This is a genomic window from Paenibacillus jiangxiensis (genome assembly GCF_046098255.1).
GTDB classification, from domain to species: domain Bacteria; phylum Bacillota; class Bacilli; order Paenibacillales; family Paenibacillaceae; genus Paenibacillus; species Paenibacillus jiagnxiensis.
On the sequence record NZ_JBJURI010000019.1, the window covers coordinates 1 to 17,143 of the forward strand.

9 protein-coding genes are annotated in these 17,143 nt (G+C 44.9%); 8 read left to right on the top strand and 1 reads right to left on the bottom strand.

Going from position 1 to position 17,143, the window contains the following annotated elements; translation table 11 throughout:
- The 8 genes from ACI1P2_RS18075 to metK all read left to right on the top strand — a co-directional run.
- The coding region (locus tag ACI1P2_RS18075; protein WP_355321253.1) for an S-layer homology domain-containing protein at nucleotides 1-4,200 on the top strand (4,200 nt) is incomplete at its 5' end.
- A 304-nt stretch (nucleotides 4,201-4,504) separates the two neighbouring features.
- Nucleotides 4,505-7,639: an efflux RND transporter permease subunit gene (locus tag ACI1P2_RS18080; protein WP_355321254.1), complete on the top strand. Its 3,135-nt coding sequence runs from the start codon at nucleotides 4,505-4,507 to the stop codon at nucleotides 7,637-7,639.
- A 34-nt stretch (nucleotides 7,640-7,673) separates the two neighbouring features.
- Nucleotides 7,674-9,032 carry an efflux RND transporter periplasmic adaptor subunit gene (locus ACI1P2_RS18085; protein ID WP_355321255.1) on the top strand — a complete coding sequence of 453 codons (1,359 nt, stop codon included), beginning with the start codon at nucleotides 7,674-7,676 and terminating at the stop codon, nucleotides 9,030-9,032.
- 522 nt (nucleotides 9,033-9,554) lie between these two features.
- Complete coding sequence (locus ACI1P2_RS18090; protein ID WP_355321256.1) at nucleotides 9,555-11,933, top strand: copper amine oxidase N-terminal domain-containing protein; 2,379 nt, start codon at nucleotides 9,555-9,557, stop codon at nucleotides 11,931-11,933.
- Nucleotides 11,934-12,070: 137 nt separating this feature from the next.
- The gene (locus ACI1P2_RS18095) at nucleotides 12,071-13,612 is read left to right on the top strand and encodes a stalk domain-containing protein (protein ID WP_355321257.1); all 1,542 of its coding nucleotides are present in this window, start codon (nucleotides 12,071-12,073) and stop codon (nucleotides 13,610-13,612) included.
- A gap of 131 nt (nucleotides 13,613-13,743) precedes the next feature.
- Nucleotides 13,744-14,304 (top strand): hypothetical protein, encoded by a 561-nt coding sequence (locus ACI1P2_RS18100; protein WP_355321258.1) that lies wholly within the window; start codon nucleotides 13,744-13,746, stop codon nucleotides 14,302-14,304.
- Nucleotides 14,305-14,443: 139 nt separating this feature from the next.
- A complete protein-coding gene (locus ACI1P2_RS18105) occupies nucleotides 14,444-14,740 on the top strand; it encodes an alpha/beta-type small acid-soluble spore protein (protein WP_355321374.1) in 297 nt (98 codons plus the stop codon).
- 241 nt (nucleotides 14,741-14,981) lie between these two features.
- Nucleotides 14,982-16,184, top strand: a complete 1,203-nt coding sequence (gene metK, locus ACI1P2_RS18110; RefSeq protein ID WP_355321259.1) for a methionine adenosyltransferase — start codon at nucleotides 14,982-14,984, stop codon at nucleotides 16,182-16,184.
- A 69-nt stretch (nucleotides 16,185-16,253) separates the two neighbouring features.
- Here the strand turns inward: metK and ACI1P2_RS18115 are convergent, their stop codons facing one another.
- Nucleotides 16,254-17,138: a TetR/AcrR family transcriptional regulator gene (locus ACI1P2_RS18115; protein ID WP_355321260.1), complete on the bottom strand. Its 885-nt coding sequence runs from the start codon at nucleotides 17,136-17,138 to the stop codon at nucleotides 16,254-16,256.
- Nucleotides 17,139-17,143 lie beyond the last annotated feature (5 nt).

A 17,143-nucleotide genomic window follows, 5' to 3' on the forward strand; every position in this document is an offset into this window, starting at 1 on the left:
CCCCTTAATTTCTTTCGAATACCATCCTATTTTACTGATGAGGGTGTTCCAAAGTTTACTTTTGGGACACCCTCTTTGTTGTTTTATTTCCTTGTTAAAGGAGATGCTGTGAAGCCGCGCCGTTACAAGGTTTTTCCCTTTTTTAGGGAAAGCCTAAAAAATTGGATACCTCCGACCGATAAAATAATTATGCACTCATTACGTGCCAAAAAGGTACGGCAGAATCAAAGGAGGACAATCAAGTTGAAAAAAATGCTTTCCATGTTGCTGACGGTCGCCTTATTGGTAACCTTGGTGCCGACGGCTTGGATGGGTACGGCGGAAGCCGCATCGGGAACCTACTTCATTTTTCCTTCGGAGAAATATGACGTTGCAGATGCGCGTGTGGTTACCACTGAACGCGTTGATCTGGAGGGTTCCTTCAATAACGTTGATGAAGATACGATTTCATACAGTGTGTATCAATTATCAAAAAATGGTTCCACGTACAATGAAGTCAGCTCTAATGTAGGGCAGACCGGGAGTATTTATCCCGATGGAACAGAGCTGCGCATTTTAAATGTGAAGCTGTTTTCCGGTCTCAATAAAATTGTGATCAGCGGCAAAAAAGGGTCATCCAACGTATCTGACACCATTTATATTGAATACCGCAACGGTCCGACATTATCGGATCTCAGTGCAACTCTGAACGGAACAAAGGTTGCGCTGCCCGAAGATAAGCCGGCAGTTCTCATGGCAAACAACACGAATAAAGGTGACTCTTCCGCACAAATCGTGGTTTCCGGTTTTGCCGTTAATGCTTCGAAAGTAATCATTTCGGCAAATGGGAAATCATGGAGTTATAATGTTTCGAGCTCAAGTGACTACAAGTTTACGGCTGGTACTGTAGTTGTGAATAAAGGCAATAACACACTGACTATCACTGCTACCAACGATGATCAGTCTGTTACAACTACCCGCCAGATTACGTTTTATAATGGCGAGCCTACTTTCTACAATACGTATTTAGAGCACGTGACTAATAATACGAAGTTAACCTCAGCAGACTTGTCGACAACGCCGGATTTTAGCGTTCCTGACACCAATAACATCGTGATGCACGGCACTGCAGTGGTTCCTTTTACAGGAACTGCTCCTGACAGTGTAGCTATAAATTACGATATCTCAGGGCTTTCAGGGGGAGTAAGGGACACAGGCACAGTAACTGTGAACAAAGCCCAATATTCGCAGGAAGCGGCAGGTTATGTGATGGTGCCATTCCAGGTTCCAATTCCTAATACTGCAGTTTTTGACTCCAAGGTCAGGTTAAATCTGAGTATTGGGGGTTTGGCAGGCGACAGCAGTCTGTATTTCACGCTTCGCAATAATACAAAACCGTTTATATACGGTGTAAATTATCTGCAAGGATACAACAGCAACATTAAGGAACCGGCTGATGCGTTGAAGCTTACCGGAAGCTCTATGCTTGATACCACTACCAATATTAATTCGGTACCAGCGGGGATTGAAGTTCAGGTTATCAATGCGAAGGCGGACACAACTATTGTCTCGGGCGATGCTAATGTTGCAATAAGTGAGGTGGCTTCCGAAGATGTAAACCGAACTATTAACGGTGTGTCAACCAGTGTCAAGCGTTTCATTATCAAGGTAAGCTCTCTGCCAAGCACGACTAAAGTAATCAACCTGCAATTGAAGAGCGGTAATGAGGAGCTCGAAACCAAAGCGCTTAAAATCAATATGCTGTATGGCCCTTATGTGCAATTCGACAGTGTTTATGACGGTCAGCAAATCAAGATTGATACCAACAGTCCTGACAAGGCTAACGAGCTTAAGCTCAAGGCTGTCGGCGATTTTAAGGGTCAATTGTTCAATGTGGCTTCTGAAAGTGATATCAAATATGGCGATCCTGGTCAAACAGTATTCCTGTATGTGAATAATGCTAAGATTGCTCTCAAAGCAGATGACAGTCCAGCTAAGTTCGTAGCGAGTGACACGTCTGCAGCGGCCAATGCACTGGTGATAGGCTCCAACACCATCCGGTTTGTGTACAAGTCCAATTCGGATGAGTATGAAAAAACGATGAAAATTAACATCACAACGACCAATGTGCCTTTGATTCCTGTAGGCGTGCAAGGGATTATTCCATTTACCTTTAAAAGTGGAGATGGAGGGACTCCGGACTACAAGGATATCGCACCAACGAAAGCAGATCCTAACTTTACGGGAAGTGACGGGAAATATACCACAACGGTATCGAAGATGAACCTTTTCGGAACGTTTGATTTTATTGACTTGGGTAATGATGAACAGAACGTTGACGGTGAACTAAGTTCAGTAGGTGATAGAAAAAAAGATTATATCCTGAAAATCGAATCTTCAAATAAGGATTTTAATAAAGGGGCTCCGCTGAAATGGACTCTGTCGAATCGCTTCCATTCCGATGGTTCTCCGCAGAAGAATTATAATGGCGGCGAATCTCAAGTTCAGGATTTGGTAGTGTATTATCATCCAAAAGAAGAAAATTTCAGCTTTGTCCTGTTTGGTCAGGAAATTCCGCAGGACGGATCTACACTCGTGTATAACTTTACGCTGTACAATGCTGGAGATGGTGGACCAGCCGCCACATATCGGTTAGAGATCAATTTTGCAACCTCTTCCTACCAGATTGTTCGTCCGCTGCCGGACCGGAATCTGATCAACCAGAATTTTGTGGAAGTGGTCGTTAGTGCTCCTAACGCTACCGGGGTTAAAATCAATAAACAGCCTGCCGAGAAGGTTGATTTTGATGCTAACTATGATGGAACTATAGAATACCCGTCAGCTTACAGATACGTTGTAAAAGGCTTAAAAGCAAATAAAGATAATAAAATTCCGATTGAAGTCACTGTCGGTGACCAGGTGCTGAAGGATGAGGTTACGGTGAAATACGTGCCGACGAATATTCCTGGGGCGCAGTATATGGAAACCATGAAGAATTCCCATAAAGTTTTTGAGGGTGCTCTTCAACTGAAATTCCCGTCGAAAACAAGTCTTATCCGCAATGACTATTTTGTGCCTGAGCGGTTCAAAAATCAGGTCTTCTCCAACCATGATTTGCTGTTTGCCATTGCCAACAGTGAAGACGGTGTGGTGGACCGGTATGATTATCTCGATGATTCCCAACTGGATCAGATTGATCAAGCATTCGAATCAGGGGCTCAATATTTCATCGGGCAGTTCCCTAATAAATTTGAGAAATCCAGTCCGGTATTCTGGATCGATCCTGGGGTAGCCGATGATTTGCAGACAGAAGCTTATGACCCGATAACGTATGGTTTGGATCCGTATCAGCTATCGCCTACTTCACCGGTGAAAAACTTCTATAACCGCGATACGCAAAATGAACTTGTACCTGCCAAGCGCGGACAACTGACGCTGACTTATAATACAAGTGTGACGAAGGATGCCGGCAAGCTTATTACGGTGCTTTATTTTAACCCTGAGACAGAGCAGTGGGAAAATATCGGTGGGGTTGTGAATGACAAGAAGAACACCATAACAGTTCCTTTTGACCGATTCGGTTACTATGTCGCAGCCAAACTGGGTGAAACCTACACTGATGTTATCAGCCATCCATATGCACGGAACTATATTGAAGCGATGTTTGCGAAGGGAATTATGAATCCGGAGGATCCTTCCGTTGGTTTCAAACCGGATATCAACATTACACGTGCGGAATTTACGGAAATGATCGTTAAAGCACAGCAGCTTCCTTTCAACTACCAGGGAGATCTGTCTTTCAATGATGTTTCGAGAAGCTATACCAACAATCTTTGGGATTTCCGTTATGTTGAAACAGCAGCAAGAGCGGGGATCGTTAAAGGCATTCAGCCTGGTGTATTTGATCCGGAAAGCAACATAACACGCCAGGATGCGGCTGTGATTATCGCCAAAGCTTTGAATCTCAAGCTGCAAACGAATCGGGCAACGATTGACAAAGGATTGTCCAAGTACTTCAAGGATTATAAGGATATCGACTATTATGCCGCTGCATCCGTATTGGCAATTGCTCAGAAAGGGTTCATTACAGGCTCTCCTGTTGATGCTAAGGATGCGAGCAAGGGAAATAATTTCAATCCTAAGTCCTTTACTCTCCGCGGTGATGCGGCAATTATTGTGGCGAAGGTAATGGCATCTACTAAGAAACTGCCAAAGATGTAATATAAACAAGCATATAGTTTGAAGAAAAGTTTGAGAATGCATCCCTCTTGCTGCATAAATGCTTCCATAATTTATGCAGCAAGATAGGGGTGCTTTTGCTAATTAGAGGTATTTGACTAGGCTGAGCGAACTATGCCATAATAGGTGGCAAGGGCCTAGTTTTGAGCATTTATTTCAAATTGTAATGGTTCTAAAAAAATATATAAATTTTGCCTGCCAACCTGAAACCTCTTTGCTTGAAAGAGCGTAGTATCGAAGGTATGGCAATCTATACTTATATAGAGATCATATGGGGAGTGAGGAGATGTCACAGTTTTCAATACGCCGGCCCGTAACCGTCTTTATGCTGATCGTGGCTTTATTGATCGGGGGCGGTATATTTGTTCAAAAGTTGCCTGTTGAACAGATGCCGGAGCTAGAGTTTCCTGTTGTTGCTGTTGTCACAAGCATACCAGGGGCAACGCCATCTGAAGTAGAAGAATTGGTGAGTAAGCCGATTGAAGGCAACCTTGCGTCGGTAGAGAACGTAGATACGATCAGTTCTCAATCGCAGGAAGGTTCATCCATGGTCATGATCCAATTCAATTGGGGGGTAGATCTGGATCAGGCTACATTGGATATCAGGGATAGCTTGGATGGGGTTAGGGACTCTTTACCTGATTCGGCCAATTCCCCTAGAATCTTGAAGCTTGATTTAAATGCGACCCCTATTATCAATCTTGCATTCACAGGGGAGCAGGATGTTAATTCATTACAGCCTATCGCGGAAGATGTGATTCAGCCCCAGCTTGAAAGAATAGCGGGTGTGGCATCCGTAAGTGTGACAGGTGGACAAGACAGACTGATTCGCATTCATTTGGATCCTGCTAAATTGGAAAGCTACGGAATTACCCTGGATCAGGTAAGCCAGGCGCTGGCGGCCAATAACCAATCAGGTTCGGCCGGAGCAGTGACCAAGGGCAGCACTGAGGTTCAAATACGTGTTGATGGCGAATATCAGGCTGTTTCAGAAATGAAGGAAATCCCGATTTCAGCGGGTTCGGGGACCGTTAAGCTTAAAGATATTGCTACAGTAGAGGATTCTTACTCTGATGTAACTTCTATTTCCACATACAACGGGCAACCGAGTATCAATATTGGAGTTACTAAAGCATCCGGCGGCAACACACTGCAAATTGCGAATGCCGTAAAAGAACGTCTGGATTCGATCCGGCAGGAGCTTCCTGAAGGCACCAAGCTTGAGCTGGTTACGGATTCTTCCGAGCCTGTCAGCGATTCAGTCCACCTGTTGGTGGAACATGCTATACTCGGTCTTGTGATTGCAGCTATCGTCCTTTTGCTGTTCCTGAACAGCGTTCGTTCAACGATCATTGCAGCCATCGTTATTCCGATTTCATTTGTAGCGACATTCTTAATGATGTATTTCACGGACCAGACCATCAATGTTATCTCGCTCAGTGGTTTGCTTCTGGGACTTGGTTCCTTTGTAGACTTTGCGGTCGTTATCATTGAGAATATTTTCAGACAGAGGCATGAAGGAAAAAGCATGCTGCAGGGTGCCATTGAAGGTTCCAAGCAGGTTGGTAATGCCGTTATGGCATCGGCGCTTGCACAGATTGTTGTTTTCCTGCCAATTGTTTTCGTAGATGGAATTGCAGGTGAGCTCTTCAAGCCACTCGCTTTAACGGTTATTTTTTCACACATTGCAGCATTGCTTGTTTCCTTGCTGATTGTTCCGATGCTCAGCTCACGCTGGCTGCCGCAGCTTCCGGACGAGTCGGTTTATACCTCGGGCAATTACCGTGGTTTCAACCCAATCGTATGGTTTAATATCGGGTTCGAAAAGTTCAAAAATGGTTACAGCAAGACGTTGGAATGGAGTATCCATCACAGAAAAAGTGTGCTTGCGATAACCATTCTTATGTTTGTAGGTGCAGGCGCGTTGACCCCAATGGTTAAGTCTGAGTTTATCCCGTCTCAAGATTTGGGAGAATTCAGTATATCGCTGGAAATGCCGGACGGAACCAAGCTGGAGGAAACCAACAGCGCCGTTCAGCAAATTGAGAAAGAAGTTATGAATATCCCTGAGCTGGAGAAGATGACGGCAACGGTCGGTTCGGCGGGAGGATTTAGCTTCAGCAATCCGACAAATGCGGCCACATTGAGTGTCACGCTTGTTGATGAGCGCTCTCGTTCAACGGACCAAGTCGTATCGGAGCTCAGGGAGAAGATCACCAATATTCCGGATGCAGATGTAACTCTTAGCGCTGCTCAAGGATTCTCAAGCGGTTCACCTGTACAAATCAATCTCAAAGGCGACGATATGGAAGTGCTGCGCGAGCTTTCGGATCAGCTTGTCAAAGAGGTTAGCAATATTGAGGGAACGGTTAACGTTAAAAGTACTTTGGACGAAGCGCGTGAAGAATACCAGGTGACCGTTAATCGTCAGTTGGCAGCACAATATGGGTTGTCTACATCACAGATACTATCGGCGCTGCGGACTACCTTTAATGGCTCGGTTGCTACGACCTATAGTACTGGGGACGATCAGATTGATGTAGAGATTTCTATGCCTAAGCAGTTCAAGGAGGATTTCTCTTATCTTGAAACTTTACGGATTACCACTGCACAGGGCTTTGATGTACCACTATCTTCTATTGCGAGTTTGAAACGGATTGAAGTTCCTGTCACGATTACTCGTGAAAATCAGACCCGTCAAGTTGAAGTTACGGCTGATATTGATGGCAGAGATACGGTTAGTGTCAATCAGGACGTAACCAAGCTGTTGAATAATCTGTCGATGCCTGAAGGTTATTCGGCAGATACAGGCGGCGGGGAAGCGGAACAGATGATGGAGTCTTTTGTAAGTCTCGGCATTGCGCTTTTACTGTCCGTAGTTCTGATTTACATGGTTATGGCCGGGCAATTTGAATCTTTGTTTACGCCGTTTATCATCATGTTCTCGATCCCGCCGACTTTTATAGGTGTTGTTCTGGGACTGGTTTTGACAGGGACTGCGTTGAGTGTTATGGCCTTTGTCGGATATATCATGCTCGCCGGACTTGTTGTTAACAATGCGATTGTATTGATTGACTTTGTTATTCAACTTCGTAAAGAAGGGGTGGAAAGGGACAAGGCGATACTGCACGCGGCTTCTGAACGGCTGCGGCCAATCCTGATGACTACGCTTGCGACGGTTCTTGCCCTGTTGCCAATGGTGCTTTCCAGTGACCCGGCGAACGAGTCTATGGCGCCTATGGCAGTTGTCGTTGTATTTGGTCTTTCTTTCGCGTCGGTCATTACGTTGATTCTGATTCCTGTCGTATATATTTTGTTTGATAATATTACAATTAGACGCAATAACCGCAAGTTGAAACGCCAGCAGAAAAGAGAAGCAAAGAAGCAGGGGAAGCTTCAGCAAGGCAATGTGCAGGTCTAATAGATAATGAAGGACATAGTGAGGTGGGAAAACCATGAATAAAAAAAGCGCAGTATTGTTATCGGCCTCGGCTCTGGCCTTGTCCATTGCGCTGACCGGCTGCTCGGGGGGGGCTGAACCCCCTGCGGCCGCGCCAGCTGAGCAAACGGCCGTGTCTGTTGAAGTCGGCAAAGTAACGAGAGGCAGCATAGAAGCACAGGCAGGTGTTGTCGGTACTCTGGCTCCCAATAAAACCGTTCAGGTAGCTCCGAAAATTAACGGTACGATTCAGAGCATCAATTTGAAAATCGGTCAGACTGTAAGCAAGGGGCAGGTATTGTTTACCCTTGATCAAAAGGATATCCGGGACAGCATCAAGCAGTCCCAGGAATCCTACAACGTTGCTCTTGCCAATCTGAAACAGGCTCAAAGCAGCTCTGACCAGTCGGTGCAGCAGTCGGAATCCAGCGTTGATCAGGCGAAGGCTGCCCTTGTTCAGCAGCAAAGCTCCATAGATCAGGCGAATAACTCCATTAAAGATGCCGAGAGCTCACTGCGGGATGCGCAGAACAACCTGAACCGCACACAGCAGTTGTTTGCGGCAGGTGCTGTATCCCAGACCGAGCTGGAGCAGGCACAGACAACTGCAAGACAGGCGCAAAGCGCGCTGGATAATGCCAAGCTGACGCTGAGCAACGCACAATCTTCATTAGAAAGTGCTCAAACGACATACCAAAACTCCTTGAAATCACTTGAGCTGGCCCGTAAAAGCGCCGGTGTGGATGTAGCCCAGGCTAATGTTGAACAGTCGCGTTCTGCCCTTGAGACAGCTCGCAGCCAGTTGGCCGACGCAACGGTGAAGGCTCCTATGTCCGGAACGATTTCGGCTTTCAACGGAAATGTTGGGCAGATTGTGAGCTCACAATCATCTGTTGTTACGATTGCGAATACGAATCCGATCCTTGTGAAGGTGAATTTGGCTGAGTCTGAAATGATGAACGTCAAGGTTGGTTCCTCTGTTACAGTTGGTATCCCTTCCCTGGAAAAGAATATTAACGCCAAGGTCACTGCCATCAACTCTGTCATGGATCAGGATCTGAAGGCTTACCCTGTTGAAATCTCTATAGAGAATCCTTCTAATACGCTTAAAGCGGGCATGGTCGCCAATGTGTATATCCAGTCCGGGGCAGCAGAAGGTCTGCTTATTCCACAGGCAGCTGTTTCTGAAAAAGCTGGCGAAAAATTCGTATATATAATAGAAGGAAATGTCGCCAAACAAGTGAAGATTCAGACTGGAGAAGAGAGCGCAGAACAGGTAGAAGTGACTGAAGGGCTCTCAGAAGGCCAGCAGATCGTTGTGAAGGGCGCAAGCATGCTTACTGACGGTGCGCAGGTAACTGTTGTAAAACAGTAGAATAATAGCTGCCTGCTTGGCATATGTTGATATGAGGCATGTAATGTTGGAGTAATTAGCAGATTGCTGATTTGTTGTACTTTGTATGTGCTTTACCTCTCCTGGGCAGGATGGTGCGTTTTAACCCCAATACGCATCATTCTGCACCTCCTATTTGTAGATATTAGGAGAGGAAGGGAATAATTGTTGGATGACGCTAGATAAGGCTAGGGAGTATAATTATGACTGTAAGAAGGCGAGTACATATTTTTTAAAAAAATCAAAAACTTTTTTTAAAAGGACGCAACTTTTTAGAAACTCACCACGTCTAATTGTGTGAGTATGATGCAGAGGGGTTACAATCTCGAAAAGACAAAAAGTGATAAAAAAATTCTTTACGACATTGTAATGACATTGTATAATACTGGAGTAAGTTGTGATATGTACGCTTTCTTTATTATCTTGATTCCAAGCTTCTGTGATATTGTCACAGATATCATTTTATAAGGGTTATGAGAGCTCGGAAAGGAGGTGTAACGACTGATGAGTGACAAGATCCGACACAAAGAAAAGAATATTGTATTGCATGATATTCAAGGAGGAGAAAAAAAGGTTATGACAAAGTTTAACAAGAAAATGATCAACGTGCTTGCTACTGCAACTCTGGTTGCTGGCGTAGCAGCACCTGTAGCAGCACTGACTGCTCCAACTGCTATCCACGCTGCTGGCGGCGGAGAAATTAAGCCTACTAACACTCCAACTGTTAGCGACAATGGAGTTGCCGCAATGGGTTCTGTAACATTTACAATTCCTGAAGGAACTACACTTGTAAAAGGTGATTCCGTCGCAATTAAATTGGATTATGATATTGCGACTAATGAACAAGCTAAAACCAATGTAACTGGTGATACTTACAACACAATCGGGAGCACAGTTTACAACTTCAAGTCTTTCCCAATTACAGGTGCTGACAACGGTATTTCTTTGACTAAACCAGCGGGCCTTGTGCAAAGTGATTTCACAGCACGTTTGAAAGATTCGGATCGTATCGAAGTAATCTACAATGGTCCTACGAAAGAGGTTACTGGAGACCCTGCTACCTTCACATTGCGTCTGGGTAAAATCTGGGTTGATGAGGGCGAAAACGATGATGCTGAAGTTTCATTTGAAACTTCGCCATCTAGTGTATTCCCAGCTGGTAAAGCAACGGTTGCTAAAATCACCGACTCTGATGATCTGAACCTGGCATTCTCAAGCTTGGATACTTCCAACAACAGATTCACTCCAAAAATCGTTCTGGAAGAGCCAAAAGCTGGTGCATTCTCAACTAAGACAGAAGTGAAAATCAAGCTTCCTAGCGGATATTCTTGGACATCTCTTCGCGATGACGTTGATGTCATCTACGGTGATGCTGATCCTAAAGGTCTGAAATTTAATCCGAACGGCGATAATGGCCGTGAATTGGTAATTACGTATGATGGCGCTGCATCTACAAAAGCAACCAAATTCGAAATTCCTTTCGATTTTGAAGTTGATGACTCCAGTTCAGTGAAAACTGGCGACATTAATGCTAGTATTTCCGGTAAAACAAGCACTAACGTAAGCAGCGCTAAAATCGGTACTTACGGCGACTATGGCAGCACACTTTCTGCAGCTGATGCTCCAACAATCACTGCAGGTAAAGATGAGCAAGAAGTAGCAGATATTAAGTTGACTGAAACTATTGGCGAGAGCTTGGTTAACGGCCGTACACTTGAACTGACACTGCCAGAAGGCGCAGCATGGCAGCCTGTTTATAAAGCGGTTTATACAGATGCGGCTGCTCCGGACTACCGTAACCTTGAAGCTCCTGGTGGAAAAGAAACAATCAAAGACGAAGGTGTTACACTGAAATTTGCTGGTTACACTGGTACAGATCGTCGTACAGCGAAGTACACAGTTACAAGAAGCAGCAGCGACACTGACGAAGCAACTCTGGAATTTGAAGATCTGGAACTGGCACTGGCTAGCAACTTCACAGGTGATGTGAAAGTTACTGTTGGCGGCAACGCCGGTGTTGAAGGTGAAGTAGTTGTTGCTAAAGCAGTAGCTCCTATCACTGCAGCAGCATCCAGCAAGCCTAACGTAATCATCGGTGCTACTGGTCAAACAGCTTCCAGCTTCACGCTGACTGAAGGCCAAGCTGAGGCACTGGAAGATGACGGCACAGTGATTCTGGATCTGCCAAACGGTGTATACTTCACTTCTACTCCAAAAGTTGAAGTAACTTCCGGCGATGCTAAGATCTCCAACGTAAGAAGAGCTTCTGACGATAACAGAGTGCTGTTCACAGTTGATTCTGACAGCACTGCTGCTAGCACAATCACTGTATCTGGCGTAACTATTGATCTGGATCGTACTGTTCCAGAAGGCGACATCACTCTGGACGTTCGTGGTAGCGCAGTTTCTGAAACTGAAGCTTACACGAAATGGGCTGACAACGATGCAGCTGCTAAAGTAGCAATCGCAACTGTTTCGACTCCAGCTCCTAACGATCAAAACTTGTCGACTGTATTCACAATCAACAGCACTTCTTACACTGTTAACGGTGAAACCAAAACGGCTGACGTTGCTCCTTACATTGAGAACTCTCGTACTTACCTGCCAGTTCGTTACGTTGCTGACGCTCTGGGTGTAGGTCCTAAAGACATTCTGTTTGATAAAGCTACTTCTACAGTAACTCTGATCAAGGGTGACCGCGTAGCACAAATCAAACTGAACACTAACAAACTGACTATTAACGGTACTGTAATCACTATGGACGTTAAAGCAGTTACTAAGAACAACCGCACAATGCTGCCTATGACTTTCGTAGCACAAGCTCTGGGAGCAACTGTTAACTACGACGCAACTGCTAAAACAGTTACAGTTTCCCAAAAGTAATTAGTTCTTAGCACATTTTAATAATGAGAAAGGGGTTCCTTTATGGAACCCTTTTTTCAATAATATGCACAATATGATGTGGTTTTATACTTTCTTCATTCCTTATTCTTTATTTAGATTTGGAGGTATTCCTTGATATGAAACGACTAGGCTCGGCTTTATTGTCCACGGTATTACTATCCTCAGTTGTATCTGGCATAGGTTCTGCTGCAGCGGCTAACAACATTAAGGTAGTCATTAATGGAGTGACCCAATCTTATACTCAGCAGCCTGTATTAAATCATAATGTAACTTTGGTTCCATTTCGGGCCATTTTTGAATCTCTTGGTGCTCAAGTAAGCTACGACGAAGCGAACCACAAAATTACTGCGGCTAAAGGTTCGGACACACTTGAGTTTCGTATTAACAGCACCACTGCTTATAAAAATGGGCAATCCATTGCTTTGGCTACACCCGCTAAGGCAATAAATGGCTCAACCTATGTCCCGCTGCGTTTTGTCGGTGAATCGTTAGGCGCCAAAGTAAATTGGGATGCAGCAGCTTCGACGGTAAAGATTGAAACAGCTCAAACCACAACTACTGATCAAAACTCACCTGCTGCTCAAAACAGCCTTAATCCGCTTGAAACTGCTGTTACAAGCACGTATGCCACTTATGAAACGAATACAGAACCGCTTGCTTATAAAGATGCAGTAGCGCTTGCGGTTAGCAACAGTAATTCTATCAAGTCACAGGAAGCGTCCCTTAAGGCACTAAACAACAGCTTGGAGGATGCTGCAGATGATATCGACTTTATCCCTCCACGCAACGGAACCAATGATGCAGCTAATGCGGCGTTCAATAATTATAGCCAACAGCAAATTAACTATTCTATATCCCAAAAGAAATTGCAGACTGAGAAGGATGGCGCCGGTCTTCAGGTCAAAAATAAATATAATGGGATCATTGATGCTATTGAGAAAAAACGTATTGCCGATCTGAATGTAGCTGATGCGGAGTGGAAGCTGCGTATCGCACAGACTAAGCGGGACAACCAAATGGCCAGTGACTATGATGTAACCCAAGCTCAAAATACACTGACACAACAAAAGGCTGCACAAGAGGTAGCAGCTAAAAGTTTGGATGATGCTTACCGATCCTTAAATGCATTAATTGGTTATAAAGCTGACCAAAAATACGAAGTGACGGATATCCCTAAGTTTGAAGTGTTTGAGGATGACGTAGAAGCCCACGTTGGACGTGTTCAGGCTGATAGCCCTACCGTATGGATGGCGGAGCGGGGGATCGAGCAAGCTGAACTAGATATTAATTATTTTAACTTTACTGGAGCTACCGATAACGCTTTTGAAAACAAAGAAATAAATGTTGATTTGAAAAAAATCAGCGCAGCAGATGCCAAAAAACAATTAGAAGATGCAGTTCGGCAGACCTATGATCAGATTAAGACTCTCGAAACACAATATGCACAACTGCAAGCTTCCATGACAAGCGCACAAAGTGCTCTTGATATGACGAAAAAGCGTTTTGAGCTTGGCATGTCCACAGAATATGAAGTGTTCCAAGCAGAGCTTCAGCTTGAATCTCTGAAACAACAAATGACAACTCTTGTGACTAATCTCGATAACGCCAAAATGGCTTATGAGAAGCCATGGCTTGCCGGAGCTGGTACACAAGGTTAACCCGGAGCACTCAGAAAAAAATCCCCTATTGCAGGGGATTTTTTTCTTGTCCTCTTTATACAAACCTATTATGATAAGGTTAATTATCTAATAGATTAAGAGTTTTATTTGAAATGTGCGGGAGGCAAAACATGAAATCCGGTTATAAAGCAGCATTGGCAGTCATTCTGGTTGGCGGAGGTATTCTGGCGGGAACGGTGCTGAATAATTCGGCAAACGGCGCTTCCGGCGGGGGACAGCCGGGAACGGCAGATGATCCGGTCGTAACCAAGAGCTACGTAGATGAACAGATCGCCAAAGCACTTGGGGGAAATGTTCTGTCGAGTGGTAGCAATACAACGTCAGATAAGAAAGATGAGGCAACAAAGACAACCGTTCCATCTGCGAGCGCACCTACTGACACTACAACTGCTGCCAATAATGAAGTTAAGGTAGTCGAACTAAAACCAGGTAAAAAGCTTATTGCCAAAGCGGGTGCAGAGTTCATCGTTCGTAATGGCTATGCTGTTGTCTATAGTATGGATGCCAGCGGGGCCATTGATATTACAGATGGAACAGAAATATTCCATAATCAAGCGGTAAAGAAAAATCATCTGTTATCTTTCCCACGTGACGGCAGAGGGATACAGGTGCAAGAAGGGCAGACTTATAACGTAACAGTCATGGTTCGTGGAGGCTATTCAGTTCAGTAAAAAAGAAATCATTAGATTTCAGTTTCTTGTAGACCTCATTTTCTTGATTTCATTTGCCTTATTTAGCAATAAGTACATGGCTGAATACTGCTCGTTCTCGGCAAAATATCCATACTACACTTGTATGGAGGTGGCACAAATGCCGGGAAAACGTCGGAATCATATCGTGCCTGCAAGCAGGGGCATGCTGCAGGAAATGAAATATGAAATTGCTGCGGAATTAGGATTGCCTGTACACAACCCTTTATATGCAGGCTCGGCGAATGGATCATCTGATACTGAATTTGCAGGGGAATTGGGTTCGGCTTTACCAGGTGCGGGTACAGTTGAGTGGCGCAATTTAACTTCCCGTGAAAACGGGTCCGTTGGAGGGCAAATTACCAAGCGTTTGATTCAAAGTGCAGAAGGTGAGTTATCAAGGCTTGGTCTAATGTAACAAACACTTCATTGCTGATAAAGAACTTATTGTGATCCTTAGTTTCAATTCAATTGACACCATATCTCAAATGCGCTAATATGGCAGTTGAGGCTTGTGCAACCTTTTCCACTCGGAAAAGGTTCATTTTTTGAATACGGATAATTGTACTGGGCACTGCTGGGCATATGAGTGCATATGCTGTACGACATTAAATATGTATGCCATAATCATTATTTCTCTAGCGGGAGGTTTAATATTCATGTCTGTAAAGGGCCGTCACCTTTTTACGTCCGAATCCGTAACGGAAGGCCATCCGGATAAAATCTGTGACCAGATTTCGGACGCTGTTTTGGACGCATTCCTTGCTAATGATCCAAATGCACGTGTAGCATGTGAGGTATCAGTAGCTACAGGGCTGGTTCTGGTCATTGGGGAAATCAGCACAAAGTCGGAATATGTAGATATCCCATCTATTGTACGCAATACTGTAAAGGAAATTGGTTATACACGGGCTAAATATGGTTTTGACTATAACACATGCGCAGTACTTACTTCTTTGAACGAACAGTCTCCCGACATTGCTCAAGGGGTAAATGCTGCCTTGGAAAGCCGTGATCCCGCCGAGATGGACAAGGAGACGGAAAACATCGGCGCAGGTGACCAAGGCCTGATGTTCGGTTTTGCAACAAACGAGACGCCTGAACTCATGCCTCTGCCAATCGCCATGTCTCACCGCATTGCGCGCCGTCTCTCTGAGGTTCGCAAGAACGGTGCTTTGAACTACCTGCGTCCGGATGGAAAAACTCAGGTCACTGTGGAGTACGAAGACGGCAAGCCGGTACGTATCGACACGATTGTCGTATCCACACAGCATGCAGAGGAAGCCACCCTGGAGCAAATTCAAAAGGATATCAAAGAGCACGTTATTTTGCCGGTAGTACCTGCAGAATTGCTCGATGATCAAACAAAATATTACATTAATCCAACCGGCCGTTTCGTTATTGGCGGACCGCAAGGAGATGCAGGCCTGACTGGCCGCAAAATTATTGTAGACACCTATGGTGGCTATGCACGCCATGGCGGTGGAGCTTTCTCCGGTAAAGATCCGACAAAAGTTGACCGTTCTGCAGCGTATGCAGCGCGTTATGTTGCCAAGAACCTCGTCGCAGCAGGTCTGGCCGATAAAGTCGAAATTCAGCTTGCTTATGCGATTGGTGTGGCAACACCGGTCTCCATTAACGTGGATACTTACGGAACAGGAAAAATCAGCGACGATAAGCTGGTTGAGCTAATCCGCAACAACTTTGACCTTCGTCCTGCAGGCATTATCCGCATGTTGGATCTGCGTCGTCCGATCTACAAGCAAACAGCTGCTTATGGGCACTTTGGCCGTACAGATCTGGATCTGCCATGGGAGCGTGTCGATAAGGCTGAGGTCCTTAAGGAACAAGCCGGACTTTAATACAATTAACTTTACTCATATTATTCAAATAAAAAGACGACTGAATGTGCTCAGTCGTCTTTATTATTCTCACAAATCCAACAAATCTCTCAGCTTCGCACAATCTTCCTTTAGCTCATCCAGTTGCTCCAGGTACGACAGCAGCGCCTTAAGCAGCCCAGTAGAGGCATCGTCCGCTGAGGTCTCCTTCCTCAACTGGCTGATAATGTCCAGAAACTCCTGCTTATTGCTATCTCCCAAGCTTAAGCGCATAAGCTTCGCTTCCAATTTTTCGAGCAAGCTGGCAATTTTTTTCCCTTCCTGGAGAGGGTCAGGTCCTCTACTGCTGGTAAACCAGGCCTCCAATCCCCATAAGAAGCTGGGGGGTTCGCTCTGCTGACGCACTCCTGCAATCAGAGAATCGGTGATATAAAGTAAAAAGTCTGCCAGCTTGTCGATACTTTTCTGTTCCATGCGCTCTTCGAACACCCGGATATATTCAAAGGTTACGCTCATTAAAATAAATGTGATATCCCAGATATGTCCTTCCACATCGGGGCCGTACACATCAAGCAGACAATCGCGAATCCACAAAAAGATCCGTTTCTCATGTTCCTGTAAAGCCTCGTTTGTCGGCTCATCATGGGTATTGGCCGGGAACGGTTCGGTAATAATCAGAAGATAAACTTTATTGCCGATAATGTTATTCAGATAGATTTTAATTAACCGAAGAAGCTTATCCCTGGATGAGAGTCCTGTCTGGCTGTACAAAGCTTTAATATCTTTCCCGATTTCCTCTTCCATTTTGAAGCAAATAGCCAAAGGCAGCTCATGCTTCCCCTGAAAATATTTATAGAAGGAAGCCTTGGCCATCCCGCTTTCTTTGGCTATTTCTTCGACAGAGGTCGCAGCAAAGCCCTTTTTGGAGAAGAGCCGAATGGCCGCCTGTACAATATCATCTCTCTTGTTATCCAAGTTTG

What these genes read in the sequence shown, in the direction of transcription:
- ACI1P2_RS18085 (WP_355321255.1), top strand. Translation starts at nt 7,674, where the DNA reads ATGAATAAAAAAAGCGCAGTATTGTTATCGGCCTCGGCTCTGGCCTTG.
- ACI1P2_RS18090 (WP_355321256.1), top strand. Translation starts at nt 9,555, where the DNA reads ATGAGTGACAAGATCCGACACAAAGAAAAGAATATTGTATTGCATGAT.
- ACI1P2_RS18100 (WP_355321258.1), top strand. Translation starts at nt 13,744, where the DNA reads ATGAAATCCGGTTATAAAGCAGCATTGGCAGTCATTCTGGTTGGCGGA.
- metK (WP_355321259.1), top strand. Translation starts at nt 14,982, where the DNA reads ATGTCTGTAAAGGGCCGTCACCTTTTTACGTCCGAATCCGTAACGGAA.
- ACI1P2_RS18095 (WP_355321257.1), top strand. Translation starts at nt 12,071, where the DNA reads ATGAAACGACTAGGCTCGGCTTTATTGTCCACGGTATTACTATCCTCA.
- ACI1P2_RS18105 (WP_355321374.1), top strand. Translation starts at nt 14,444, where the DNA reads ATGCCGGGAAAACGTCGGAATCATATCGTGCCTGCAAGCAGGGGCATG.
- ACI1P2_RS18080 (WP_355321254.1), top strand. Translation starts at nt 4,505, where the DNA reads ATGTCACAGTTTTCAATACGCCGGCCCGTAACCGTCTTTATGCTGATC.